Source organism: Sphingomonas sandaracina (assembly GCF_036663695.1).
Taxonomy (GTDB): domain Bacteria; phylum Pseudomonadota; class Alphaproteobacteria; order Sphingomonadales; family Sphingomonadaceae; genus Sphingomonas.
Genome location: NZ_JAXOJK010000002.1, coordinates 414,272 through 435,873, shown reverse-complemented (window position 1 = coordinate 435,873; position 21,602 = coordinate 414,272). Strand labels below are relative to the sequence as shown.

The 21,602-nt window shown below is 65.2% G+C and carries 22 protein-coding genes and 1 pseudogene; 11 read left to right on the top strand and 12 right to left on the bottom strand.

From position 1 onward, the window contains the following. Positions 1-368: 368 nt before the first annotated feature. A complete protein-coding gene (locus tag U1707_RS07355; RefSeq protein ID WP_332799431.1) occupies positions 369-638 on the bottom strand; it encodes a hypothetical protein in 270 nt (89 codons plus the stop codon). A 59-nt stretch (positions 639-697) separates the two neighbouring features. Next, positions 698-1,666 carry a cysteine synthase A gene (locus tag U1707_RS07350; RefSeq protein WP_332799430.1) on the bottom strand — a complete coding sequence of 323 codons (969 nt, stop codon included), beginning with the start codon at positions 1,664-1,666 and terminating at the stop codon, positions 698-700. Positions 1,667-2,058: 392 nt separating this feature from the next. Between U1707_RS07350 and U1707_RS07345 the strand changes: the two genes are divergently transcribed. The 3 genes from U1707_RS07345 to aat all read left to right on the top strand — a co-directional run bounded on the left by U1707_RS07345 (position 2,059) and on the right by aat (position 4,017). Continuing rightward, positions 2,059-2,442 carry a hypothetical protein gene (locus tag U1707_RS07345; RefSeq protein ID WP_332799429.1) on the top strand — a complete coding sequence of 128 codons (384 nt, stop codon included), beginning with the start codon at positions 2,059-2,061 and terminating at the stop codon, positions 2,440-2,442. 124 nt (positions 2,443-2,566) lie between these two features. Beyond that, entirely contained in the window at positions 2,567-3,292 is a 726-nt protein-coding gene (locus U1707_RS07340; RefSeq protein WP_332799428.1) for a ParA family protein, read from the top strand. Continuing rightward, positions 3,289-4,017, top strand: a complete 729-nt coding sequence (aat, locus tag U1707_RS07335) for a leucyl/phenylalanyl-tRNA--protein transferase (protein WP_332799427.1) — start codon at positions 3,289-3,291, stop codon at positions 4,015-4,017. Before U1707_RS07340 ends, aat begins: the two co-directional genes overlap by 4 nt. Positions 4,018-4,052: 35 nt before the next feature. Here the strand turns inward: aat and U1707_RS07330 are convergent. The 5 genes and pseudogenes from U1707_RS07330 to U1707_RS07310 form a co-directional block, all read right to left on the bottom strand. Further along, positions 4,053-4,286, bottom strand: a pseudogene (locus tag U1707_RS07330) (DUF2155 domain-containing protein); the annotation flags it as partial. Positions 4,287-4,483: 197 nt separating this feature from the next. Continuing rightward, positions 4,484-4,876 carry an NADH:ubiquinone oxidoreductase subunit NDUFA12 gene (locus U1707_RS07325; protein ID WP_332799426.1) on the bottom strand — a complete coding sequence of 131 codons (393 nt, stop codon included), beginning with the start codon at positions 4,874-4,876 and terminating at the stop codon, positions 4,484-4,486. A gap of 105 nt (positions 4,877-4,981) precedes the next feature. Then, a complete protein-coding gene (locus U1707_RS07320) occupies positions 4,982-5,482 on the bottom strand; it encodes a DUF192 domain-containing protein (protein ID WP_332799425.1) in 501 nt (166 codons plus the stop codon). Further along, positions 5,479-6,117 (bottom strand): cold-shock protein, encoded by a 639-nt coding sequence (locus U1707_RS07315; protein ID WP_332799424.1) that lies wholly within the window; start codon positions 6,115-6,117, stop codon positions 5,479-5,481. Before U1707_RS07315 ends, U1707_RS07320 begins: the two co-directional genes overlap by 4 nt. A 65-nt stretch (positions 6,118-6,182) precedes the next feature. Further along, a complete protein-coding gene (locus U1707_RS07310) occupies positions 6,183-6,845 on the bottom strand; it encodes a regulatory protein RecX (RefSeq protein ID WP_332799423.1) in 663 nt (220 codons plus the stop codon). 106 nt (positions 6,846-6,951) lie between these two features. On the opposite strand from U1707_RS07310, the gene U1707_RS07305 reads away from it, so the two are divergent. Both U1707_RS07305 and U1707_RS07300 read left to right on the top strand, forming a co-directional pair. Next, a complete protein-coding gene (locus U1707_RS07305) occupies positions 6,952-8,715 on the top strand; it encodes a fatty acyl-AMP ligase (RefSeq protein ID WP_332799422.1) in 1,764 nt (587 codons plus the stop codon). Positions 8,716-8,852: 137 nt separating this feature from the next. After that, positions 8,853-11,210, top strand: coding sequence for a putative bifunctional diguanylate cyclase/phosphodiesterase (locus tag U1707_RS07300; protein WP_332799421.1), 2,358 nt, complete (start codon positions 8,853-8,855; stop codon positions 11,208-11,210). Positions 11,211-11,264: 54 nt separating this feature from the next. On the opposite strand, the gene U1707_RS07295 is transcribed toward U1707_RS07300, so the two are convergent. Next, positions 11,265-12,566 (bottom strand): M20/M25/M40 family metallo-hydrolase, encoded by a 1,302-nt coding sequence (locus U1707_RS07295; protein ID WP_332799420.1) that lies wholly within the window; start codon positions 12,564-12,566, stop codon positions 11,265-11,267. Positions 12,567-12,765: 199 nt separating this feature from the next. Between U1707_RS07295 and U1707_RS07290 the strand changes: the two genes are divergently transcribed. Continuing rightward, entirely contained in the window at positions 12,766-13,428 is a 663-nt protein-coding gene (locus U1707_RS07290; protein ID WP_332799419.1) for a PAS domain-containing protein, read from the top strand. A 44-nt stretch (positions 13,429-13,472) separates the two neighbouring features. Here U1707_RS07290 and U1707_RS07285 read toward each other — a convergent pair whose 3' ends face one another. Further along, positions 13,473-13,928 carry a universal stress protein gene (locus tag U1707_RS07285; protein WP_332799418.1) on the bottom strand — a complete coding sequence of 152 codons (456 nt, stop codon included), beginning with the start codon at positions 13,926-13,928 and terminating at the stop codon, positions 13,473-13,475. 135 nt (positions 13,929-14,063) lie between these two features. On the opposite strand from U1707_RS07285, the gene U1707_RS07280 reads away from it, so the two are divergent. The 5 genes from U1707_RS07280 to U1707_RS07260 all read left to right on the top strand — a co-directional run bounded on the left by U1707_RS07280 (position 14,064) and on the right by U1707_RS07260 (position 19,259). Further along, complete coding sequence (locus U1707_RS07280) at positions 14,064-15,416, top strand: pyruvate dehydrogenase complex dihydrolipoamide acetyltransferase (protein ID WP_332799417.1); 1,353 nt, start codon at positions 14,064-14,066, stop codon at positions 15,414-15,416. A gap of 1 nt (position 15,417) precedes the next feature. Then, positions 15,418-15,669, top strand: a complete 252-nt coding sequence (locus U1707_RS07275) for a hypothetical protein (RefSeq protein WP_332799416.1) — start codon at positions 15,418-15,420, stop codon at positions 15,667-15,669. A 44-nt stretch (positions 15,670-15,713) separates the two neighbouring features. Beyond that, positions 15,714-16,055, top strand: coding sequence for an acyl-CoA thioesterase (locus U1707_RS07270; RefSeq protein ID WP_332799790.1), 342 nt, complete (start codon positions 15,714-15,716; stop codon positions 16,053-16,055). A 16-nt stretch (positions 16,056-16,071) separates the two neighbouring features. Then, entirely contained in the window at positions 16,072-17,466 is a 1,395-nt protein-coding gene (gene lpdA / locus U1707_RS07265; RefSeq protein ID WP_332799415.1) for a dihydrolipoyl dehydrogenase, read from the top strand. A gap of 368 nt (positions 17,467-17,834) precedes the next feature. Continuing rightward, positions 17,835-19,259, top strand: a complete 1,425-nt coding sequence (locus U1707_RS07260; RefSeq protein ID WP_332799414.1) for a hypothetical protein — start codon at positions 17,835-17,837, stop codon at positions 19,257-19,259. A gap of 12 nt (positions 19,260-19,271) precedes the next feature. On the opposite strand, the gene U1707_RS07255 is transcribed toward U1707_RS07260, so the two are convergent. From U1707_RS07255 to arfB, 3 genes are all read right to left on the bottom strand, one after another. Next, positions 19,272-20,378, bottom strand: a complete 1,107-nt coding sequence (locus U1707_RS07255; protein ID WP_332799413.1) for an RcnB family protein — start codon at positions 20,376-20,378, stop codon at positions 19,272-19,274. Positions 20,379-20,503: 125 nt separating this feature from the next. Then, a complete protein-coding gene (gene msrC, locus U1707_RS07250) occupies positions 20,504-20,998 on the bottom strand; it encodes a free L-methionine (R)-S-oxide reductase MsrC (RefSeq protein ID WP_332799789.1) in 495 nt (164 codons plus the stop codon). A 177-nt stretch (positions 20,999-21,175) separates the two neighbouring features. Next, positions 21,176-21,601, bottom strand: a complete 426-nt coding sequence (gene arfB, locus U1707_RS07245; protein WP_332799412.1) for an alternative ribosome rescue aminoacyl-tRNA hydrolase ArfB — start codon at positions 21,599-21,601, stop codon at positions 21,176-21,178. Between the last annotated feature and the right edge of the window lies 1 nt (position 21,602).

Sequence of the window (21,602 nt, the reverse complement as noted above, 5' to 3'; positions counted from 1 at the left end):
TTCGAAATGGCGCACACGCTTCACCGTTTCGAAACACGACCATCGTCGCGTCCCGACCGCGCCATCAGCAAACGGTGAACGTGCCCCTGTATTAACCTCCATCTACCATAGCGCCTCAGGGACGCAACGGGATTTTTGGGGATTGGACGGAATCCACGGTCGGTTTCGCTGATCAAATCGGGGAAAATTGGGCTCCACGACGCGGATTAACGCGCCGTTAGGGACGGTAGGCTGGGGATTTCCGGGGATCCGGCGCGGATGGCGTGCGAACGAGCAGTCTCGTCGTACCCAGGCGAAAATTCGTCATGATGCGAATCGCGTCAAGCGAACCGCCACGGTTACTGTTCAATCCGGGGAAGCAGTCGGCGTCAGCGGGTCGGGGCTTGCCCGTTACCACTCGGGGCGACACCCATTTCGGCCAGAGGCTCGCCGGAGTCGGCTGCGTCGGCGCTGTTCGTCATACCCATGTTCGCGACCACGTCGGGCTGGGCTGCCCCGGCCGCCGCCACCGGCCGCTCGCGGCTTGCCGAACCGATGATCGCGCTGGCAAGCCCGATCAACAGCACGACCGCGGCAAGCCCGATCAGGCCGACTTTAACGCGCTGCATGCGCTGATAGGGATCATTCGACGACTTCATCTTGTCCCGCCCCGATACCCGACCACCGTCCAGTTGTCGATTCTCGGGCCCGTCCGGCCTCAATCGAGCCCCTTGGATGCGCGCCATTCGGGATCGTACAACGTCGATAGGTACCGAAATCCGGTATCGCACAGGATCGTCGCGATGCGCTTACCCGGTCCCAGATGACGCGCCAGGGCGACCGCGCCCGCCACGTTGATACCGGAGGACAGGCCGAGACATAGTCCCTCGTCGTCGAGCAACCGGCGTACCCAGGCATAGCCTTCCTGATCCGAGATTCGGAACTGCGTATCGATCGGCGCGCCTTCGAGGTTGGCGGTAATCCGCCCCTGCCCGATACCCTCGGCGGCAGACGACCCTTCCGACTTCAGCTCACCGTGCGCGTAGTAATTGTAGAGCGCCGCGCCGTGCGGGTCGCTGAGCGCTATGCAGACCGCCTCGTCCTTGGCCTTCAATCCCAGCCCGACGCCGGCGATCGTGCCGCCGGTACCGGCCGCACAGGTGAAGCCGTCGACCCGGCCTTCCATCTGGTTCCAAATTTCTTCCGCGGTGCCGACGATGTGCGCGCGACGGTTGGCGATATTGTCGAACTGGTTGGCCCAGATCGCGCCCGGCGTTTCTTCGGCGATCCGGCGCGAGGTGTGGACGAAATGGCACGGCGAGGAGAATGCCGCAGCCGGCACGAGCACGAGTTCGGCACCCAACGCCCGCAGCGTATCCATCTTCTCCCGGCTTTGCGTCTCGGGCATGACGATGATCGTCTTGTAGCCCTTGGCATTGGCGACGAGCGCAAGGCCGATACCGGTGTTACCCGCAGTCCCCTCGACGATCGTGCCGCCGGGCTGGAGCAGGCCGCGCGCCTCCGCATCCTCGACGATGAACAGCGCAGCACGGTCCTTCACCGACGCGCCGGGATTCGCGAACTCGCATTTTCCGAAGATATCGCAGCCCGTTGCGTCGCTGGGCCCCTTGAGCCGAACCAGCGGGGTATTGCCGATCAGGGCAAGCGTGTCAGGTATCGTGTGCATCCCCGCTAGATGGCGGCAGCGCCAGTCGCGAGCAACCCATCGAAAGTTTGGCGCGCTAAACCCCGCCTCCGTCCTGCAACGCAGCCTCTGGTATCGGCGCACCAAGGTTGCCGAACAGGGGAGCACGAATCAGGCGTGATCGCGGCAACGCTCTGGTCGTGACGCATATTGCGACGCCGATCGATCCGGACGAATTGCGCCTTATGGACCTGCGCCGATCACAAGGTCGTGGATCGAAAAGGCACTGATCCTTCCGCCCCGCCCCTCCTGTCAGGCCATGGAGCTATCTCGATCAACTCGTCAGCAACGCTGACCTGTTCATCGTCACATATTGCGATGGTAGCGCAAACACCTTGACGCCCTATGCTGCATGCGCGAAGCGGAATCCCGCTATGAAGATCATCCCCATCACCGCCGTTGCCGCGCTGCTTGCGCTGGCCGCCTGCAACTCCAAGCCCGCCTCGCCGGAGGTGATCGACTCCAATCCCGATCCCATGGCGAACACGCTGGCGAACGCCGCTCCGGTCGAACTGCCGCCCGCGATCAAGTCGGAAAAGACGCTACGCTGCAAGGACAACAGCCTGTTGTACGTGACGTTCTTCCAGGGCGACAAGCAGGCCGTGGTTCGCACCAAGCAGAATGGTCCCGCTACCACGTTGAAGTCGGACGTCGCCGGTTCGCCGAAGACCGCGGACGGCGGCTGGTCGATGGCCGGCGACGAGGATAGCGTCACGTTGACCCGTCCAGGCAAGTCGGCGCAAATCTGCCACTCATAAGGTTTGTACGGCCAAGATCCTGGCTTGAACGGTTGAAAAAACGGCTGGCGGTTTCCCCGCCGGCCGTTTTTCTTTGTGTCATGCACCCTTGCCCGGACGCCGCCGGCCCGGCACCGTGTGCAGCATGGCAACATTAGCGATCTACAGCCTGAAGGGCGGCGTCGGCAAAACGACGCTCGCCGTAAACCTCGCATGGTGTGCTGCCGCGCTTTCGGCGCGGCGAACATTGCTCTGGGATCTCGACCCCCAGGCCGCCGCGACCTGGATACTGAATAGCGGCGCCAAGACCAGGAGCGGATCCACCGATCAGGCGCATGCGATGTTCACCAAGGACATCGGCGTTCGCGACCAGGCGCGGCCAACTGCATACCCCCATCTCGACCTTATCGGCGCCGATGCGTCGTTGCGTGGGCTGGACCAGCTCTTCTACGATCTCGACAAGAAGAAGCGGCTGGCAAAACTGGTGTCAGACCTCGCCGGTTACGACCGCGTCGTCCTGGATTGCCCACCTGGCCTGACCGAAACTGCCGATCAGGTCATGCGAGCCGCCGACCTCATCGTCGTGCCGGTCATTCCCTCGCCCTTATCGACCCGCGCCTATGACGCCGTCGTCGCCCATCTCGGTGGACGGACTCCGTTCCTGCCGGTTCATGTCATGGTCGACAAGCGTCGCGCATTGCATGCCGAAGCGCTCGCCCGGCACCCCGATTGGCCGGTGATCCCGATGGCGAGCGGGATCGAGGCGATGGCATCGAAACGCGCGCCGGTCGGCGTCTTCCAGCCGAAATCCGCTGCGGCACGGGCGTTTGCCGATTTGTGGCGACGGGTCGAACAGCGGCTTGCCCGATGAGCGACGTCCTCGACCCCAACCTCGTCCTCGGCGCCTATTCGGTAGGCGTCTTTCCGGTGGCCGACAGCCGCGATGCCGCCAGCGTCTACTGGGTCGAACCGCGCCGCCGTGCCGTATTGCCGCTCGACGCGTTTCGGGTTTCGCGATCGCTGCGCAAGACGATCGTCGCCGATCGCTTTCAGGTCACCGTCGACACGGCGTTCGAGAATGTCCTCCACCTCTGCGCCGAAAGCGTCGCCGGCCGGCCCGAGACTTGGATCAACGCCGGCATAGAACGCGTCTTCATGACCCTGCATGCGATGGGCTTCGCACATTCGGTCGAATGCTGGGACGGCGGCAAGCTGGTTGGCGGGCTCTACGGGCTCGCCCTGGGTCGGGCATTCTTCGGAGAGAGCATGGTCAGCCGCGCGACCGATGCCTCGAAGGTCGCGCTCGCGCATCTGGTCGCACGCCTGCGCGTCGGTGGCTTCACGCTGCTCGACTGCCAGTTCCAGACCTCGCACCTCGCCTCGCTCGGCGCAGTCGAGATCGAGCGCGCGGACTACGTCGCGTTGCTCGCCGCTTCGCTGGACGGGGTCGTCGGCGCGGCACCCGCATCGCTCGGTATGGCGGCAGGAGATTTCCGGGCGCTGGACCGGCTGGCCGGCGCAGTCGGAACGACCGGCGCGGTATCGGGGCCCGTCTCGGGGAACGTCATCGCGCAGCTTTTGGTCCAGACGTCGTAGACCGGATGCTGCACGGCGTTCAGGGCCGGACGCTCCTTGTAGAGCCAGCCCGAAAACGTTCGGCGCCAATGGGAGTCCACTCCGCGAACCAACACCTGAACGAACGCCCCCGTCAGTTGCTCCTGCTCCCAAGGTGCTGTCTGTTCGCAGGCGCGCAGACGTAAGACCACGTCACCCATCCGCGTCGCCTGACCCGGCTTCAGCGTGACATCCCGCGTCTCGCCGTTACGTTTGTTGAGAAGGCCGAGTACCGCCACGCGTTGCGCCATCGGCGTCCCGCCGTTCGCGATCGTCGCCGCGCGGGTATCGATCGTCTCGACTGAGGAGTTCGCCGGCTCGCCTGCCATCGGCAGGTCCTGTTGAACGACTCCGGCTGCTGTTCCGGACGTATTCAGCGCGCGATAGCCGAACCACCCGCCGACGCCCAGCACCACGACCAGCACGGCCGCGGCAAGCCAGCGCAAGTTCACCCTTCAGGCGCCCAGGCTTCGTAATCACCGGTAGCCTGCGCACGCGTGCCGCCCTTTTCGAGCGCACCCGACGGCCGATAGGCCAGTGCAGTACCGGTCATGTTGGGCACAGCCGGCTTCTGCCAGGCCCGCACCGGCGGCAGTGCGCGGTCGGGAACATCGTCGACCTGATGATGCAGCCAGCTGAACCATGCGGGCGGGACGCGGCTCGCGTCGGTCGCGCCCTGATAGATCACCCAGCGGCGGGGGTTGCCGGCAGTATCCTTGCCGCCCTCGTAATAGACGTTGCCGAGCGCGTCCTCGCCCTTCTTCGCCATGCTGCGCAAGCCGAATTTGGTGCCGAGGGTGGCGCCGTTCCACCACGTGAAAGTCGATGCAAGAAAGCCCATGCCGGTGCGCTTAACCCGAGTAGGAAGCGGCTTCAACCAAGATCGTGGCGAACCGCGTCGCCGTTCTCTTTACAGTTTGCGCTACACGAGCCGGCATGACGGCCATCACCGGGCGTTCTTGTCCCACGTCACCCGATCGCCTTCCGCAATGCCGAGTTCGGCCGACCGACCGCCCATCAATTCGAGTACCGCACCGACCGGTTCGCCGGACGGGATCGGCGCTTCGGAAAACGGCACGGTGTTCTCGGCGATCCGCGCGATCGTCCCGTCCGCGCGAATGTAGAGAATATCGAGCGGACTCGGCGTATTCTTCATCCAGAAATTGGCATCGCGAGGTGCGCCGCCGCCAACCGGATACGGCCAGAACAGCATCCCGCCATCGGGTTTCAGATCAGTCCGGTACATCAGACCGCGTTGCTGTTCGTCCGCCGTCTTCGCACTCTCGACCACGAACACATGCGCGCCATTCGTACTTTTGATCGTGAGTGGCAGCGTGACGACCGATCTGCTCTCGGTCTTGGTATTGCTCTGCATGTACGCGATCCCACCAGCGCCAACACCGATAACGAGCACCGCGGCCAACCCGGCCTTGGCAAGAGCCCTCATTCCAGATCCTCATCTACGGCGACCGCCAACGGCCCCTTCCGTCCTGCGACGACCCGCGCCCGCAGCGGCTGATCGGGTTCGACCGATTCGATTCCGGCACGACGCAGCGTTTCCATATGGACGAAGATGTCACTGCCGTCAGCGCCGCGTACCAGGAAACCATAGCCCTTGAGACGATTGAACCATTTGACGACGACCGGCTCGAACGGCCCGGCGGCATCGATCATCGCAATCGGATCGACCCGGTCGGTAAAGGACGGCACGCGGACCGTCTCCTCCACCGCGTTGGTCATGTCGATCGAGACGATCTCGCGCGCCTGAAGCCCGCGACCGCGCTGTACCGACAGCGTTTCGACCCGCGCGCCCTCGGGAAGGCTGCGGCGGCCATGCGGCTGCAGAACGGAGAAATGCACGAGGATATCGCCAATCGCGTCGTCGTCCGCGACCGCAAAGCCGAAGCCGCGCGTCACGTCGAACCACTTTATCACGCCGCCGATCGCTCGCACTTCGGAAATGGTCGAGGTCAGCCCGGACGCTACGCCGAGCACAGGCGCCGAACTGGGCTCGGCGACCGCAATCATCGTCGATACGGCATGCGCCGTCATATCCGCATCCTGCTGCGTATCGTTACGCATTGTTACACCCCTAGGCCCCTTGCTAGCACGCTTCGTCGCAGCCGCAACGAATCCGTTGCGATCAATCAGTCGAAATCAACCAATTCGGGTGTATCGGACGGCGGTGCAGCGACAATTCTGCGGGCGAGATCGAACCGATGCCCCGCGCGCATCATCGCCGCGAGCTGTTTCTCGTGCAGTTTCCGATCCCCGTCGCCATTGCCGTAAGGTCCGATTCGCTTGCGCCGCGCAAAGGCGAGAGCGGATTCGACCGCACGATCGGCGATTGCTGGCGCGACCGATTCCGCGTCGCCCTCGTCGATCCCGGCCTCACGAAACGCACCCGCAACGCGCCGTGCGCCCAGTCCGCGCCGCTGCATTGCCGCAGCACGCTGTTCGGCAAAGGCGCGATCGTCGACATAGCCTAGGTCCGCCATCCGTTGCGCCAGTTCGGCGGGCTCGGCCGACGCTTCGGTGGAACCTCCATCCCAGCCGCGTTCGCGGATCTTGCGCATCAGGTAATCGGTCAGCCGCCCGCGCGTCGTCGCGAACCGCTCGACGTAGCGAAGCGCCATGCGTTCCAGCGCCGCAGCATCCAGCGGCTTGGGCGGCGCACGTTCGGCATTACGCCCGCCGCCACGCGAGTTTCCCCGCCCGCCACCAAGCCCGCCTTTCAGCCCGGCACCGCCGTCCTTGCCGCGGCTTTTGGGGCGCCCTGTTGCGCGATCGGAGTCGTCATCGTTGGACACGCCATCATTGTGCCACACTGGCACCCGAAGTTGAACGGCTAGACTAGAAATAGGCGGGGTGCGTTCGACCGCCATGCCGGGCAAGACGCCAGAGACAGGAACTGCGATGACGACAGAGACGCTTCAGAAGGGCGGCCAGACCGCGGCGACGATCGTTGCGACGCCGACCGAAGACGCCCTGCCGCGCCGGTTCGCCGATTTCGGTACGCTGGGCGAAGCGCTCGATTACGCCGCCAGTGGTAACCGCGGGCTGAATTTTCACGACGCCCGCGGTACATTGTCGCAAGCCTATCCCTATGCCCAACTCCGCGCCGATGCGCGAGCGATGGCCGATCGTCTGATCGCCGCCGGGGTCGGACCGGCCGATCGCATCGCGCTGGTCGCAGAGACCGGACCGGAGTTCGCCGCACTGTTCTTCGGCGTCGTCTATGCCGGCGCATGGCCCGTACCGCTGCCGCTGCCGACCTCGTTCGGCGGCCGTGAATCCTACATCGAACAGCTTCGGGTCCAGCTGGCCAGCTGCGATCCGAAGATGCTGATCTTTCCACCCGAACTCGCCCAGATGGCGGGCGAAGCGGCGCGCCTGTCCGGCACCGTCGGCGTCGACTGGTCCGAGTTCGCAACGCGCGACGCTCCCGCTGCAGCCTTGCCCGAGGCGAAGCCCGACGACATCGCGTATCTGCAATATTCGAGCGGATCGACGCGCTTTCCGCACGGCGTGGTCATCACGCATGCCGCCCTGCTCAACAACCTGGCCGCGCACAGCCACGGCATGGAGGTGTGCGACACCGATCGCTGCGTCTCGTGGCTGCCCTGGTATCACGACATGGGACTGGTCGGTTGCTTCCTGTCGCCGATCGCCAATCAGGTCTCGACCGATTATTTGAAGACCGAGGATTTCGCGCGCCGTCCGCTCGCCTGGCTCGATCTCATCAGCCGCAACACGGGTACGACGCTCAGCTATTCGCCGACCTTCGGCTACGATATTTGCGCGCGTCGCATGTCGTCGCAGACCAAGGCGAGCGACCGTTTCGACCTGTCGCGCTGGCGCGTGGCGGGCAATGGCGCCGACATGATCCGCCCCGACGTGATGCAGTCGTTCGTCGACGCGTTCGCCGATGCGGGCTTCAAGGCCAGCGCATTCCTGCCGAGCTACGGCCTTGCCGAGGCGACGCTCGCGGTATCGCTGATGCCCCCTGGCGAAGGTATCCGCGTCGAACTGGTCGAGGAAACCCAGCTTTCCGGTGGCAGCCGCGGCGGTGACCGCCCCCAGCGCTACCGCGCGATCGTCAATTGCGGCAAACCCGTCCGCGACATGAGAATCGAGATCCGCGAAGAGGACGGCACGCCCCTCCCCGAGCGGGCGATCGGGAAAGTCTGGTGCAAGGGCAAGTCGGTGATGGTCGGCTATTTCCGCGACGATGCCGCGACCGAGGCGTGCATGTCCGACGGTTGGCTCGATACCGGCGACATGGGCTACATGTCCGACGGCTACATCTACATCGTCGGCCGTGCGAAGGACATGATCATCGTCAACGGCAAGAATCACTGGCCGCAGGACATCGAATGGGCGGTGGAACAGCTTCCGGGCTTCAAGGCCGGTGACATCGCCGCGTTCGCGATCACCACCCCGGGCGGTGAGGAAACCCCCGCCGTGCTGGTCCAGTGCCGCAGTTCCGACGAGGCGGAACGCCTCCGCCTGCGCGAGGAGATTCGCGAGCGCGTCCGCTCCGTGACCGGCATAAACTGCCTGATCGAACTGATTCCGCCCCGCACCCTGCCGCGCACCTCGTCGGGCAAGCTCAGCCGCGCCAAGGCACGCAATCTGTATCTCAGTGGCGATATCAAACCGTATGATATCGCAGCCTAAATAGCTCTGTCATTGAGGCCCTCCGGCGTGTCCGTATCGGCTAGGACGCGCCGGGCGGACCCAGGAGTCGGATGAACCGTGCTCCGGACGGCAAGGGGCCAATGTTCCGCTAACCAAAGTTCGGTACGGTTCGGCCCGTGAGTATCCAAACCCCTTCGCCGTTGCGCAGAGCCGCCGTCACGCTTCCCCTGTTGCTCGGCTTGCGCGACGGCTCCGATCCGTCCGAATGGAGCCGGATCCGCGCCGCCCAATTGCGCGGCGGGCGCCGGATGACGCTCGTCATGCTTGCCGCGAATTTCGTTGCCGCGACTGTCACAGCGCTGCTGGTCTATAGCACCACGCCGCGGTGGCAGATCGCCACCTGGGTCGGCGCGCTGCTGGTCGTCACGATCGGCATCGGCGTCCGCCGTCTCAGCTCCCCTCGGCTGGGTGACGGCCAAACGGCCCTGCGCGAGGTGCAGAACACCGGCTGGGAAGGACTGCTACTGGCGTTGACATGGTCGACCGTACCCGCCTTGTTCTGTCAGCATGCACCATCCGGAACGACCGCCGGTCTGGGGCTTACTCTGTGTGCGCTGATGACCGGCGCGGCATTCGCGATGGCGCCGCTGACGCTGGGAACGCTGATCTTCCTGGGCTTCCTGGGCATCGCGGTCACCATCCAGCTCGCAATCGCCGGAACGACCGCGGCAGCGGTCGGCGTGTTGGTCTTCACGCTGCTGCTGATGCTGGTGTGCGTCAGCCGTGCCCGCACGCTGATGCTGCTGCACGCTAGCGAGATGGCGCTCGACGAACGCGACGAGACGGTCAGTCTGTTGCTGCGGGAGTTCGAGGAAACCAGTGCCGACTGGCTGTGGGAAACCGATGCCGCGCGTCGCATCATTCGCGCGTCGCCGCGCTTCGCCTTCGCCCTTGGCCTCGATCCGGTCAGCATCGACGGCATGCCGCTGCTTCAGGTTCTCGCCGGCCCGACCTGGGAGACCGGTGACTTCGCCACCGGCTTACGGACGCTCGCGGAAAAGATGAAGACGCGCGAGAGCTTTCGCGATCTCCGCTTGCCCGTGCAGATCGACGGCGAAGCCCGCTGGTGGGAGATTGCGGCATCGCCGCGCTTCGACGAGCGCGGCGTGTTCAGCGGGTTTCGCGGTGTCGGCTCCGACATCACCGAACAACGCGCGTCCGTCGACAAGATCAACCGGATGGCGCGCTTCGACACACTGACCGGCCTGCCCAACCGGCTGATGGTCAACGAAACGCTCGTCCGAACGATCAACGATGCGGGCACATGGGGCGGCCGATACGCCTTCATGATGCTCGACCTCGACCGGTTCAAAGCGGTCAACGACACGCTCGGTCACCCGATCGGCGATCGCCTGCTGAGCCGCGTCTCCGAACGGCTGAGCCAGTTGATGACCGACAACGAACTCTGCGGCCGGCTGGGCGGTGACGAGTTCGCCGTCGTCGTGCGCGACGCCAGTGATCAGGCCACGCTGGGATCGCTCGCCCAGCGGATCATCGACTCGCTGTCACTCCCCTACGAGATCGACGCGCATACGCTCTACATCGGCGCCAGCATCGGTCTCGCGATCGGCCCACGCGATGGCCGCACCGCGGAAATGCTCATCCGCTCCGCAGATCTCGCGCTGTACCGCGCCAAGGATGCGGGCCGCGGTGTCTTTCGCAGCTACGAGCCCCAGCTTCACGTCCAGGCCGAAGAACGCCGCGTTCTCGAAATCGCGCTTCGTACTGCGGTCGAAAACGGCGAGATGCATCTCGTCTACCAACCCGTCGTCGACGCCGAAACCTGCAGCCTGTTGGGGTTCGAGGCACTGCTGCGCTGGGACAGCCCGGAATTCGGCACCGTGTCGCCCGACAAGTTCATTCCGCTCGCCGAGGAAACCCGGCTGATCGCGAATATCGGCGCCTGGGTGCTGCGGACGGCATGCGCAGAGGCGGCACACTGGCCGTCCGTCTTTCGGATCGCGGTCAACGTCTCCCCCGATCAATTGCAGAACCCCGGTTTCGTGACGACCGTCACCGGCGCACTCGCCAGCACCGGCCTGTCTGCCGAACGGCTCGAGCTGGAAGTGACCGAGAGCGTCTTCATGCATGAGGGATTGGGCGTCGCCAAGGTCCTGGAGCGCGTCCTCGACCTGGGCGTGCGCCTTAGCCTCGACGATTTCGGCACCGGCTATTCATCGCTCGGCTATCTCAGCCGGACGCGCTTTTCGTCGATCAAGATCGACCGCAGCTTCGTCCAGGATGCTGCCAAGGGCGTACGCGAGGCGATCGCGATCATCCGCGCCGTCGTCGCACTTGCCGAAAGCCTTGGCATGGCAACGACCGCCGAAGGCGTCGAGACCGAGGCGGAGCACCGGATGGTCCAGTCGTTCGGCTGCACCAAGGTTCAGGGCTATTATTTCGGCCGTCCGCTCCCGGTCAAGGAAGCCCGCGCGCTGGCACACCGCGGATGGAAGACATCGGCGGCCGCCTAATCGGGCAGCCGCGGCCCTGCCTGTTGATTACCGCCTGCTGGTTATCGCCGCTTGTTACCGGCGCCGTTCGCGCCCTGCAAAGCTGACGACGCTCTCGACGCCACTCGCCGACAAGGACGACACGCCGACGAAATTGTCATCGACCGGCACCTGCGTCAGAACCGCCTGCGTACCAGTCACGTCGCGGACGTCCGTCCAACCCTGCATATCGTTTCGGCGCCACCGGACGCGGTAACGCGCCGCGCCGGGCACGGCGGTCCATTTGACCGTCGTATCGCGCGACAGCGCGCCCGCGATCGAAACGTCCTCAGGCGCTGCTGGCGCGTCGGCGATCCGAGCGATCGTTGCAATGTTTATCGCGGTCACTTTGGCCAGGTACGGAAAATCCATGCCGTCGATCGTGTCGCCATAGACGACGCCATTTTCTGTACGCAGATCCTGATGCTGGCGATCCCAATTCTCGGCCGCGACCGAAAACCGTACCGCGGGATAGCCAAGCTTCAGGAAGGGTTCGTGATCGCCGCCGCGCCCAAACCGATCCGGACGCCGGTCCAGCATCACATCGAGGCCGCCGGGAAGGCCGCTGGCGATCCCGTCAATCGCCTTGGCGAGAGCGCGACTCGGGCCATCGTCCTCGCCCCCCTCGGCGCGGCGTCCCTGTTGCGCGACCATATCCTCGGACGCCCGTATGCCCTCGGAAAATACCCGCACCTTGTCGGCGACCCGCACGCCGCCCTGCCCGACCGTGTTACCGACGATATCGTTGTTGAGCATCGCCGAAACGTTCCAGCCACGCGCCTTCGCGGTGTCGGCAAGCAGCTCGGCACCCCACAGGCCCTGCTCCTCGCCCGAAAAGACCGCGTAGACGATCGTAGCATCGAACTTGTGCTGCGAGAGCAGCCGCGCCGCCTCCAGCACCAGCGCCACCCCCGATGCGTTGTCGTTGGCACCGGGCGCATCGGACGTCACGTTCATCACGTCGGTCACCCGACTGTCGATATGCGCGCCGACGATCACGACGCGATTGGGATCGCGGCCCTTCTGGATACCGAGCACATCCTCGACCACGACACCCGTCGGTGCCCGCGGCCCCGTGAACGTCCGCGCGATCCGGTCGACAACGATACACCCGCCACAGGATGCGCCGATCTGGGTAAAGCGTTGCGCCGCCCAGGTCCGCGCCGCACCGATGCCACGCCGAGGATCGGTGGTGGTGGACGCCGTATGACGCGTACCGAAATCGACCATCGTCGTGACGTCGGCCTTCAATCGCGTCGTCGACGGCGCAGGCAACCGGACGGGTGGTGAGGACGGCGAGGCGGCTGCCAGAAGCAGGGGTACGACGAGGATGGGCATCCGCGAACCGTGACGCGATCGGTCTCCCGGCTCAAGTCATAAATGCGACGTTTCCAGCGTTCGCTGATCTTCCAGTATTCCAGTACGGTCGACAGCCTTGTCGCATCCTTACAAAAGGTATTTGGCGGCAACCTAATCGAAGTATGAGATTTTTTTCATACTTCATGCTAAACATATGTTTGACTTGTAGGAGCAGTCGGTGGTTGTCGGGCATTCTATCTCGAGCGCGGACGGTGTTATTCTCGCGATCGATGAACCGGTCGCGACGATGCTGCAGCGTCATCGTGACCAACTCATCGGCATTTCATATACCTCCATCACCCACCCCGATGATCTCGCGCTCAACTTGACCAAGATCGCCGCATTGCGGCCGAACGGACAATCGACCCGTATCCGGAAGCGCTATATCGGCGGCAAGGGCGACATCATCACGATGGAAGTTCAGGTTTCGCGGCTTGCAGGAAGTGATGGCGGTCAACTCGTAGGCACATTGTCGACGGTCGACGACATGACTGGCCATGAAATGGCGCCGCATCGACTGTGGCGTCGCGCCCGGGACCTGATCGAGATCGTGCGGGCGCGCGACGAGCTTCTCGGGGCCGATCTTTTCGCCGATCATGCATGGACGATTCTGCTGCAGACCTATGTCGCCGAAGCCGAGGGACGGATCGCCTCGACGGCGATGATCTCCGACCATCTATCGCTATCGTCGGCGACGATCTCGCGCTGGTTGCGCGTACTGCAATCGAAGACCCTCCTCGAGCCGGTGCTTCCCGGCATCGATGCGCTGCAACTCACCCAGACCGGAATCGATCGGGTCGAACGCCTGCTGGACCAAAGGCTGCCGGAACCTGTCGCGTGACTACCCGCCGCCTATGCGCGGCACCAGAACAACATCCCACGCGCTCAACTCAGCCGGTCGATCGCCTCGCGCGTCAGCGATCCCGGGATGATCATGACCGGCACCGGCAAAGCCCCTGCGTCGGTGCCGGCGAAATGCGCGATGAGTTCGCCAGGGGCACCGATCGCCGCCGCGCCCAGCACCAACGCCGCAATATCCGGGTTCGCCGCGATCATCTCCCGGATGATCTTCGGGCTTTCACCTTCCCGAACGGTAATCGACGGACGCAAACCGGATTCCTCCAGCAGGGTCCCCGCCGCGCCGGCGACGAGCCCCTCGGCATGCAGCCGCGCCTCTTCCTCGATCGTCGCCTGGACGCCGCCGAACGCGATGAACTCTTGCGGCGGGATCACGGTGAGGATCTCGACGCCGCCGCCCGTCTTCACGGCGCGACGCGCGGCGAAGCGCAGGGCGATGCCCGCTTCCGGACTGTCGTCGATAACCACCAGATAAATGCGCATTGTCGCCCCCGTTATCGGACGTAGGTGGCCCGAAGCCGGACGCTGCGCAAGACCACGCACTTGTGCCGACGGGGTTGACCCGAGCGGACGAGGGCGCGAGTAGGCATGCCGTTACGTCACGCCTTGGGGAAATCCATGTCGATCGAGATCAAGATGCCTGCCCTGTCCCCGACCATGGAGGAGGGAACCCTCGCCAAATGGTTGATAAAGGAGGGCGACGTCGTGAAATCCGGCGACCTGATGGCCGAGATCGAAACCGACAAGGCGACGATGGAATTCGAAGCCGTCGACGAAGGCACGGTGGTCAAGATCCTCGTCGCCGAAGGTACCGACAACGTGAAGGTCGGCACCGTAATCGCGATTATCGCCGAAGAGGGCGAGGACGCGTCGTCCGTGTCGTCCGCTCCCACCAAGAGCGAGACTCCCGAGCCAGCCGCCAAGGAATCGGAAGCCAAGCCCGATCCCAAGGATCCGAACGCCACCGGCAGCGAGGCCAAGCCGGTCGCGCGAACCGAGGCATCGGCCGAGGATCACGGCCGTCCCGACGATGCCGGTGCGGCCAAGCCCGCCGCCAGCGGTGACCGCGTGAAGGCAAGCCCGCTCGCGCGCCGCCTCGCTGCAGACAAGGGCATCGATCTCGGCTCCGTCTCGGGTTCCGGTCCCAAGGGTCGCATCGTCAAGGCGGACGTCGACAGTGCGAAGCCGGGCGCTGCGGCTGCTGCAAAGACCGAAGCGGCCGCTCCGACCGCTTCCGCTGCTGCCCCCGCTCCCGCCGCGAAGCCCGCGATCGTGCCGGATATCCCGCACGAGGCGACGAAGCTCAGCAACGTCCGGAAGACGATCGCGCGTCGCCTGACCGAGTCGAAGCAGACCGTTCCGCACATCTACCTCACCGTGAACATCCGCCTCGACGCACTGCTCAAGCTGCGCGGCGAACTGAACAAGAGCCTCGAGGCGCGCGGCGTGAAGCTGTCGGTCAACGACCTGCTGATCAAGGCGCAGGCCGTGGCGCTCATGCAGGTCCCGACCTGCAACGTCATGTTCACGCCGGACCAGCTGATCACCTTCCAGCGCGCCGACATCTCCGTCGCGGTCAGCACGCCCTCGGGTCTGATCACGCCGATCATCGTCGGTGCCGATACCGCATCGCTGTCGTCGATCTCGATGCAGATGAAGGACCTCGCCGCACGCGCCCGCGACGGCAAGCTGAAGCCGGAAGAATATCAGGGCGGCACCGCCTCGATCAGCAACATGGGCATGTTCGGCATCACGCAGTTCGACGCGGTCATCAACCCACCGCAGGCGATGATCCTGGCGGTCGGCGCGGGCGAGAAGCGTCCGTACGTCGTCGGCGACGAACTGACCGTCGCGACCGTGATGTCGGCAACCGGCAGCTTCGATCACCGCGCGATCGACGGTGCCGACGGCGCCCAGTTCATGAAGGCGTTCAAGCACCTCGTCGAGAACCCGCTGGGAATGCTCGCCTGAGATGGGCCTGGTATCGTCGTTCAGGTCGCTTTCGGGCACCACCATCGAGATCCTGCACATCGTTGCAGGACTCGTGGCGGCGGTGGCGATGACCTGGGCGGCGGCATGGTCCTACCCGCTCGGACAGGATGTGATCTGGTCGTGCGGTGCGGCAGCGATGGTGGCGACGGTAGCGATGGGCGTTGGGCCACTGCTCCGCGCTCGCCGTCTCGATGTCCGGAACGGTAGCCAGACCCGCAGGAGTAAAGCGTGACCGAACTGCCCCCCAACAAAGCGCCGACGATCCGCGTGACGGCAATGCCCGCCGACGCCAACCCGTACGGCGACATCTTCGGTGGCTGGCTGATGGGCCAGATGGATCTTGCCGCCGGTTCGGCCGCCTCCAGGCGTAGCGGCGGCCGTGCCGTCACCATCGCGGCGGACGCGATGAAATTCCACATGCCGGTCGTCGTCGGCGACGAAGTGTCGGTCTACGCCGACCTCGTCAGCGTCGGCCGTACCTCGATGACGATCGAGGTCGAGGCCTGGCGTCGCGCGCGCCACAGCAACGACAGCTGCAAAGTGACGCAGGCGCGCTTCATCTTCGTGGCGGTCGGCGACGATCGCAAACCGCGGCCCGTGCCGCTCGAAACCAACTGATCCAAAGGATTCTACCGTGGCCGATACCTATGATCTCGTCATCCTCGGCTCGGGTCCCGGCGGTTACGTCGCCGCGATCCGCGCGTCGCAACTCGGCCTGAAGGTCGCGATCGTCGAGCGTGAGCGCTTGGGCGGCATCTGCCTCAACTGGGGCTGCATCCCGACCAAGGCGCTGCTGCGCACGTCCGAAATCTACCACTACATGCAGAACGCCGAGAGCTACGGCCTGAAGGCGGACAATGTCGGTTTCGACCTCGCCAAGGTAGTCGACCGCTCGCGCAAGGTCGCGGGCCAGTTAAACGCGGGCGTCAAGGGCCTGATGAAGAAGAACAAGGTGACCGTCGTCGAGGGCGTCGGCACTGTTACCGCAAAGGGCAAGCTCAGCGTCAAGCAGGGCGACAAGACCGTCGAACTCGAAGCCAAGAACATCATCGTCGCGACCGGCGCCCGCGCCCGTGACCTGCCGTTCGCGAAGGCCGATGGCGAACGGATCTGGACCTACCGCCACGCGATGGTCCCGACTGAGATGCCAACCAAGCTGCTCGTCATCGGTTCGGGCGCGATCGGCGTCGAGTTCGCCAGCTTCTACAACGACATGGGCGCCGACGTAACGATCGTCGAGATGCTCCCGCGCATCCTCCCCGTCGAGGACGAGGAAGTCTCCGCGTTCATGGACAAGGCGCTGTCGAAGCAGGGCATCAAGCTGCTGACCCAGACCGGTCTGGAGGGCCTCTCCCCATCGGCCAACGGCGTGACCGCCAAGATCAAGGCGAAGGACGGCAAGGTTTCCGAAGAGACCTTCAGCCACGCTATCATCGCGATCGGCATCGTCCCCAACACCGAGAATATCGGGCTGGAGGCGCTCGGCGTCGAGACCGACCGCGGGCATATCAAAACCGACGGCTATGGCCGCACCAACGTCGACGGCATCTGGGCGATCGGCGACGTCACCGGCGCGCCGTGGCTCGCGCACAAGGCCAGCCACGAGGGTATCATCGCAGTCGAGAAGATCGCCGGCGGTTCGCCGCACCAGATGGACAAGGCCAACATCCCCGGCTGCACCTATTCGCGCCCGCAGGTCGCGAGCGTCGGCATGACCGAGGCGAAGGCGAAGGAAGCCGGTTACGAGCTGAAGGTCGGCAAATTCCCCTTCATCGGCAACGGCAAGGCGATCGCGCTTGGCGAGGCGGAGGGCTTCGTGAAGACGGTGTTCGACGCGAAGACCGGCGAACTGCTCGGCGCGCACATGGTCGGAGCGGAAGTCACCGAGCTGATCCAGGGCTATGTGGTGGCACGCCAGCTCGAGACGACCGAAGCCGAACTGATGGAAACGGTGTTTGCGCACCCGACGCTCAGCGAGATGATGCATGAGAGCGTGCTCGGCGCATACGGCCGGTCGATCCACTACTGATTCTTACTCCTCTCCCGTTGTACAGACGGGAGAGGAGTAAGCCGGACGGTTGAGGTCAGGCGACGTATTCCGCCTTTTTCCTTAGCGCTGAATTTCCGCCCAATCGTGCGCCCATCTCCCCCGTCATCCTGAGCCGACCGAACGCGGCTTCAGAGCGATGCTCCTCGATATCGGGGGCGGTGGTCCGACACCGATTTGAACACGGCCGGTCGACCGTTCCGACACCCGAGCCGTCCGCTGCCTCGGGCAAAATATCCCGTTCCGGTCCTATCGGGCTTGACCCTCGCTCGCGACCCTTCAAAAGACCGAGACATCTGCGAGTCCTTTGGGGCATCGCGGCGTACAAGCCACCGGTGCGGGAACCGCGAATGTCGATCGAACCTGTCTCCCGCCTCACGCAGCGCCACGTCGCCTTTGCCGCGATAGCGCTGTGTATCGCCTCGCTCGCGATCTTCTGGCCGGGCACCGCGATGTACGACACCGTGACGCAATACCAGCAGGTCTTGTCCGGGATATATGACGACTGGCACCCACCGGCGATGGCGCGCGTCTGGGCGCTGCTCGCACCGCTCGGGCCCGGGGCGAGGCCGATGCTGATCCTGCAACTTGTCACCTATTGGTTTGGGCTCGGGCTGATCGCCGCAGCCTTGGCCCGCATCGGACGCGGTCGCAGCGCCGCGGCGATTCTTGTGATCGGCCTGCTTCCACCGTTCCTCGGCTGGCAGGGCGTCGTCCTCAAGGACGCGCAACTTACCGGCGCGTTGCTCGCCGCGGTCGGCATCATCGGCTGGTGGCGGTTTGCGCGGCGCCCATTGCCCGGCGCGATGTGGATACCCGTCACGCTGCTGATCACCTACGCTGTGCTGGTCCGCGCCAACGCCGTGTTCATCGTCGTCCCCCTGCTCGTGACCCTCGCGCCGCGCCCGACGCACCCGCTAGCGAAGCTCGTTACCGCGCTTGCCGGCGTGGCCCTCGTGCTCGGCGTCGCGCCGGTCGTGAACCACCAATTGCTCCGCGCGCAGTCCAGCGGGGTCGAGTCGACACAAGCACTCTTCGACCTCGCAGGCATAGCCGCGCGGGCACCGGACAGCGCCACCACCGGCCTTACCCACTCGGAGGCGGCCACCGTGGTCGCCCGGCGTTGCGCCAAACCATTCTTCTGGGATCCGCTCGGCGACGATGCGCATTGCGGAACGACGATGGCCCGGCTCCGCGATCTGCCTACGTCGACGCTCTACGTCACGTTGGCGTCGGCGGCGCTGCATCATCCGATCGCCTATGCGGGCCACCGCCTCGCGCACCTGAACTCGACCGACCGCTGGTCGGTCCCGTTCCATTGGCCGAGCGCAGCGCCGCCTGCCGCGTCCGAGCCGAACACGCTAGGCCTGGCCGACCCCGGTGCCTCAGCCCGCGCGTGGGAGGCACTCACCGCCGTTGCCGTCGAGACCCCGCTGGGCTGGCCGATCGCCTGGATCGTCGTGGCGATCACGGCGCTTGCCGCAAGCTTGTCGCGCCCGCGCGATCCGGTTCGCGACTTCGCCACCGCGCTGCTCGTGTCAGCGCTTGCGCTCGAAGCAAGCTTCGCGGTCCTGAGCATCGCGTCGGATCTGCGCTATCACCTGTGGCCGATGATCGCGACGGCGCTGGCGACCGTCCTGCTCGCCGATCGGCCGCCGCCGCTGAGGATATTGCTCGTCGGCGCTAGCGCGTTCGTACTGGTCGTCGGCAGCGGCGTCGTGGCTCGCGTCCTGCTCCCCCAGCCGCCACAGAGCTATGTCGGCATGCTCGGCTAAGCGGTTGGCACCTCACCGCCGCCGCCGGGCCTTCCTGCGGGGATAGGGCACGGTGTCGTAATATTCGGTCGTGGTCGTCGTGGTCGTGGTCACCGGCGCCGACTGTACCACCACGGTCGTCGAACCGTTCGAATACCCGCCATCGCTCGTCGTGACGGTCGTTGCGCCGTCCGCCGACGTCCATGTGCCACCCGGTGCAACGGTGTAGCTACGCGGTTGCCGGTATCCGTCATCATAGGGGGACGGTGGCGGGGGGTAGTCGCTGGCATAAGCCGGTGGAGCGTAATCCGATGCGTATGCGGGCGGCGGAGCGTAGCCCGCACCGTATCCCCCACCGTAACCTGTGCCCGGCGGCGGTGATGCCCGCCGGCCGCGATCCTCGGTCTTGTCGATCGCATAGCCGGCCGCTGCGCCGACACCCGCACCGATCAACGTCCCACCAAGCCGATTGCCACGACCGCCGATGACGTTGCCCGCGACACCGCCGGCCACTGCGCCGATCGCCGCACCGCCCAGACCGGTGTCACGACGCGGTGCCGGACGATCCGTGTAGGGGGGCGGGGCGTACCCGCGCTCGCTCGGACCGGAATAGACCGAATCGTTGCGGGCGTAATCGCGGGGGTTGGCCGCGATGTAGCCGCCGCCGTCGGCGCGATCCCAGTCAATGTCGCTTGCCGTATCGTAGACCGATCCGCGCGAGTCGATCAGCACCGCGTCATCGTAATAGCGCGCCCATCGATAGCCCCGGGTCGGTTGTGCGAGGCCATAGTTCGACCAGTCGCTGACGTAGAAGCGGGGCGTATTCCAATAGCTCGGCACGGCCCAACCGCGGTACGGGCGGCGATACCCGGCCCAGCCCCCCGGGGCGTTCGCACCACCCCACCAGCGACCGCCGATCTTGCTGCCCCAGCGTGATGCACGCGGCGCAGGACCTGTTCGGGTCGGAGCCTGTACGATGGCGTTTCGCGCTGCGATCGGACCGGGGCGGTTCGGGCGTGACATCGGCGCCTGCATGGCGGCGCCGGGCGCGGCATAGTTCGCGCCGGGGGTTGGCCGCTGCGCCGCTGCCGGCGCGCTTGCCAGCACGAGCCCCGCGCTCGCGATCAAAAGCCTCCGCATGTCCGTCTCCCTGGTTTGCCACCCGATCCAGCGCAAACGCCAGATATCTCGATGCGTTGCTTACCAAGTACGCGGCGGTGCCGCCAGACAACGGGCCGTCCCGAAACGGGGCGTCATAATCCGTCCTAACCGAGCCGCTGGCCGAGCAAGGCGGCCAACGCCTCGCACCCTGCCGCATCCTCCTTGTCGAACCGCGCCGGCTCCGGGCTGTCGAGGTCGAGCACCGCGATCAGCTTGCCGTCCTTGATCACCGGCACAACCAGTTCCGACCGGCTGGCCGCATCGCAGGCGATATGCCCTGGAAACGCGTGCACGTCCTCGACCAGTTGCGTCGTCAGCGTCGCCGCCGCAGCTCCACAGACCCCCTTGCCGACGGGGATACGGATGCAGGCCACCTTGCCCTGGAACGGTCCGAGCACGAGTTCGTCCCCCTGATCTTTGGGCACCAGCCGGTAGAACCCCGCCCAATTGAGATCGGGCAGATATTCCCACACCAGCGCCGCCGCGTTCGCCATGTTCGCGATCGGATCGCGCTCGTCCGCGGTCAGCGCATCGAGCGCGGCGAGCAAGTCGCGATAGAGATCGGCCTTGGTGCCGGCGGTAATATCGAACTGGTACATATGGTCTTCCTTGGTCGGCAGCGTGCGATCGAGCAACATCGAAACGCTCGCCCCACGATCAAATTCCGTCACGCCAGCGAAAGCTGGGGCCTTCATGTTGGCGCCCGTTGATCGTTCCTCAAGGATACCCCGACTATTGCTGGGGTAACGGACAAAAGCGAAGGGCGGATCCGTCGCTCAATCGTCGCGCACCTTCCCCCGGCCCGCCTTCACGCTGCTCCGCACCTTCTTCGTATCCACCCGCCGCGCCTTCGCCGACTTGGACGGCTTGGTCGGACGACGGGTTTTCGGCACGATCGTCGCGTCCTTGATCAGCGCGAAAAGCCGCTCGCGGACCTCCTGTCGATTGAGCAGCTGCGACCGCGATCCCTCGCTGCGCAGTACCAGCACGCCATTGCGGGTGAGGCGCGATCCGGCCAGTACCGCGATGCGGTTCTTCACCGCCAGCGGCAGCCCTGGCGACAGCCCTACGTCGAACCGCAGTATCACCGCGCTGTCAGTGGTATTGACGTGCTGACCACCAGGACCGCCCGATCGCGTAGTGCTCTCGATCAGTTCGCTGTCGTCGATCGAAATCGATCGGGTAATCGGGATCGCGACCATC